Source organism: Albidovulum sp. (genome assembly GCF_008933605.1).
Taxonomy (GTDB): Bacteria; Pseudomonadota; Alphaproteobacteria; order Rhodobacterales; family Rhodobacteraceae; genus Albidovulum.
This window is the reverse complement of the sequence record NZ_WBUS01000228.1, coordinates 1-3,706: the sequence shown is the minus strand read 5'-3', so window position 1 is coordinate 3,706 and position 3,706 is coordinate 1. Positions and strand designations below refer to the sequence as shown.

The 3,706-nt window shown below is 69.9% G+C and carries 3 protein-coding genes and 1 pseudogene; all 4 read right to left on the bottom strand.

The window, feature by feature from the left end; genetic code table 11:
- A partial coding sequence (ftsZ, locus tag F9K34_RS17840) for a cell division protein FtsZ (protein WP_291338455.1) occupies positions 1-1,046 on the bottom strand: 1,046 nt, incomplete at its 3' end.
- A gap of 170 nt (positions 1,047-1,216) precedes the next feature.
- Positions 1,217-2,548 carry a cell division protein FtsA gene (gene ftsA / locus F9K34_RS17835; protein ID WP_291338454.1) on the bottom strand — a complete coding sequence of 444 codons (1,332 nt, stop codon included), beginning with the start codon at positions 2,546-2,548 and terminating at the stop codon, positions 1,217-1,219.
- Positions 2,545-3,465: a cell division protein FtsQ/DivIB gene (locus F9K34_RS17830; protein WP_291338453.1), complete on the bottom strand. Its 921-nt coding sequence runs from the start codon at positions 3,463-3,465 to the stop codon at positions 2,545-2,547. Before F9K34_RS17830 ends, ftsA begins: the two co-directional genes overlap by 4 nt.
- Positions 3,453-3,706, bottom strand: a pseudogene (locus F9K34_RS17825) (D-alanine--D-alanine ligase); the annotation flags it as partial. The gene F9K34_RS17830 and the pseudogene F9K34_RS17825, both read right to left, overlap by 13 nt.

Sequence of the window (3,706 nt, the reverse complement as noted above, 5' to 3'; positions counted from 1 at the left end):
GGCTTCGGCTCCAGCACCATCGCCGGCTGCAGGGGCTCGGCAAGCCGGCGGCGCGGCGCCGGGACCTCGGCCGTCGCCGGGACCGCGTCGATGCCGGTCGCCACGACCGAGACGCGCATCATGCCTTCCATCGCATCGTCGAGCGTGGAGCCGACGATGATGTTGGCGTCGGGGTCCACTTCCTCGCGGATGCGGTTCGCCGCCTCGTCGAGTTCGAAGAGCGTCAGGTCGGTGCCGCCGGTGACGTTGATGAGAACGCCCTTGGCGCCTCTGAGGCTGATCTCGTCCAGGAGCGGGTTGGCGATGGCCTTCTCGGCGGCCTGGATGGCGCGGTCGTCGCCGCTCGCCTCGCCGGTGCCCATCATCGCCTTGCCCATCTCGTCCATCACCGCGCGGACGTCGGCGAAGTCGAGGTTGATGAGGCCGGGGCGCACCATCAGGTCGGTCACGCCCTTGACCCCCTGGTAGAGCACGTCGTCGGCCATCGCGAAGGCCTCGGTGAAGGTGGTCTTCTCGTTGGCCAGCCGGAAGAGGTTCTGGTTGGGGATGATGATGAGCGTGTCGACCACCTTCTGGAGCGCCTCGATGCCCTCCTCGGCCTGGCGCATCCGCTTCGATCCCTCGAACTGGAACGGCTTGGTGACGACTCCCACGGTCAGCACGCCGAGTTCGCGCGCGGCCTGGGCGATGATCGGGGCAGCCCCCGTGCCGGTGCCGCCGCCCATGCCGGCGGTGATGAAGCACATGTGCGCCCCGGCGAGGTGATCGACGATCTCCTCGATCGTCTCCTCGGCGGCCGCGGCCCCGACGGTCGGCCGGGCGCCCGCGCCGAGACCCTCGGTCACCTTCACCCCCATCTGGATGCGCGCCGGCGCGTGGCTCTGCGCCAGCGCCTGGGCGTCGGTGTTCGCCACGACGAACTCCACCCCGTCGAGCTGCTTCTCGATCATGTTGTTGACGGCATTGCCGCCGGCACCACCCACCCCGAACACGGTAATCCGCGGCTTCAGGTCCTCCCGCTCCGTCATCGTCAAATTCAATGCCATTGTTTCCGCCTGTCGTGTCCCCGGCCCAATGTCGGCCACCTTTTCCGCAGTGCCGCGATTTTACTGAGAGTTTCCTTCAAGGTCACGCGAAAAACTCGAAAACACCACAAAATCTGGGGGGTTCCTGATGCCTCTCAGCGGCATTTCGCCGACCTCTCAAGATCGTGTGGTTACCAGTTGTCTTTAAACCATTTCATTGCCCGCCGCAGCGAGCGCGCCGGGTAGCGTTCGGCCGGAATCTCGAAGTCCCACCACTCGTCCTGCGGGTGGGCGGCAAAGAGACAAAGGCCGACGGTTGAGGAAAACGCGGCTCCGGTGGCCGCCTGCGGCAGGCCCTGGACCCGGAGCGGGCGCCCGAGTCGCACGTTCTGGCCGAGGATTCGCGCGGCGAGCCCGTCGAGCCCCGGAATCTGGCTCGCGCCCCCGGTCAGCACGATCTGCTGGCTCGGTAGCTGGTCGAAACCGGCGGCGTCGAGGATGGCGCGCACCTCCTCCAGGATCTCCTCCACCCGCGGACGCATGATGCCGATGAGTTCCGTGCGCGAGACCTTGCGCCGGTCCTTCTCCCAGTCGCCGCAATCGGCGCCGATCTCGATCATCTCGCGGTCGTCCATCCCGGTCGCCTGCACGCCGCCGTGGATCGTCTTGATCCGCTCGGCGGTGGCCAGGGGCACCCGGAGCCCCTTCGAGATGTCTGCGGTGACGTGATCCCCGCCCATGCGGACGCTCTCGGCGAAGATCATGTGTTTCTTGATGAAGATGGAGATTCCGGTGGCGCCGCCGCCCATGTCGATGCAGGCCGCCCCCAGTTCCTGTTCATCCTCGACGAGGCTCGCCAGCCCCGAGACATAGGCCGAGGAGGCGAGCCCCGCGATTTCCAGATCGCAGCGGCGGATGCAGTAGATGAGGTTCTGCACCGCGGCCGTGTCGATCGTGAGCAGGTGCATGTCGGCCGCCAGCCGGTTGCCCACGTGCCCGCGCGGATCGCCGAAGCCGGTGCGGTGGTCGATGGCGAAGTTCACCGGATGGGCATGGAGCGCCTCACGCCCCGGACCGTAGTCGGGCACCTCGCAGGCGGCGAGGACGCGCGCCACGTCCTGCTCGCTCACCTGCCCGTCGCTCAGCTCGATCTCGCCGGCGAGCCCGTAGCTCCGGGGACGGGCGCCGGCGAAGCAGGCGATGACGTGGTCGACCCGCGTCTGCGCCATCTTCTGCGCGGCCTGCACCGCCGTCCTGATCGCACGTTCCGTCTCGGCCATCGCGTCGACCTCGCCGAAGCGCACCCCGCGCGAGCGGGTGGTGGCGGCGCCGATCACCCGGAACTGCGACTGGCCGGCCAGCGCGCCGAGCCCGTCGTCGGGGCCCTCTTCGGCGTTCTCGAACTTCAGCACGAGGCAGGCGATCTTCGACGTGCCCACGTCGAGCACGGCGACGACCCCCCGCTGCAGCGCCGCGCGCCGCATGTTCCGCATCGCCCTCTGGGACTGGTAGAGATCTGTCATGGCCCGGATACCCTCGTCTCACCCTCGACTTCACCCGTCGCCGGCGCCGCAAGCCGGATCGTCGGGCGCATCTCGTTGCGCAGGTCCACGACCGTCAGGTCGCGCCCCAGCATGTCCTCGGCCTGGTCGAGCGCGATGACACGCTGGACCGCCGTTACCGGATCGGCCTCGGGCAGCATTATCCGCTGCTCGCGGTCGAGCACGACGTCCCAGCGCCGCTCGCCCATGCGGACGAGCCCGCGCACGCGGGACTGGACCGGCCGCGCCGCGGCGAGGATCGCCAGCGCCTCGGGGACGGCCTGCTCGGCCCCGTCGCCGGCGATCACCGGCAGGTCGGGGCGCGCGCTGCGGTCAAGCAGGGTCGCCACCCGGTGCCCGGTCGCATCGAGCATCTCGAGCGTGCCGCCCCGCCGCCAGAGCACCGCCGGCACCCTTTCCGTCACGGCCACCTCGAGCACGCCGCCCTTGCGGATGCGCAGCTCGGCCCCCGCCACGGCGTCGATCTGCGCGATCGTCGCCCTCAGCGCCTCGAGGTCGATGCGGAAGGACGAGGCCGGCAGCGCCACCGGCAGCATGCCCCGGATCGCATTGGCCACCGGTTCCGACGCACCGTCGATCGCCATCAGGCTCACCATGAATTCCGGCCGGTTCTCGACGCTCTCGCGCAGCCCGGCCAGCCAGGCCTGCATCGCCGAGCGCCGCCCGGCGTCGCCGAGCCACGCCGCCGTCACCAGGACGATGAGGGCCGAGGGCAGGCCGACCCTGACGGCCTTGCGGAACGCCGGCGTCAGCCAGAGCCGCTCCACCCGATAGGCGAGCCGCGAGGGCGCGGGGTCGCGCTTCTCGCGCCTGAGTTCCTCGCGGTAGCGCCCCGCCGCCCCGCCCCGCCGGCCGATGATCGCCCCTAGCGCCCGCATGAGGCATCCTCCACGATCCAGCGGCAGAGCTCGACGAAGCTCATGCCCACGGCCGCCGCCTGTTCCGGCGCGAGCGAGGTCGGCGTCATCCCCGGCTGGGTGTTGATCTCCAGCAGCACCAGCCCTGCGGCGCCGCGGCTGTCATCCCAGCGGAAATCGCAGCGGCTGAGCCCGCGGCAGCCGACCGCCTCATGCGCCTTCTCGGAAATCTCCAGACAGGCCGCCGTGACCTCGCCCGGAA

Excerpts from the sequence above, each read along its gene's own strand:
- ftsA (WP_291338454.1), bottom strand. The coding sequence starts at position 2,548 with ATGACAGATCTCTACCAGTCCCAGAGGGCGATGCGGAACATGCGGCGC.
- F9K34_RS17830 (WP_291338453.1), bottom strand. The coding sequence starts at position 3,465 with ATGCGGGCGCTAGGGGCGATCATCGGCCGGCGGGGCGGGGCGGCGGGG.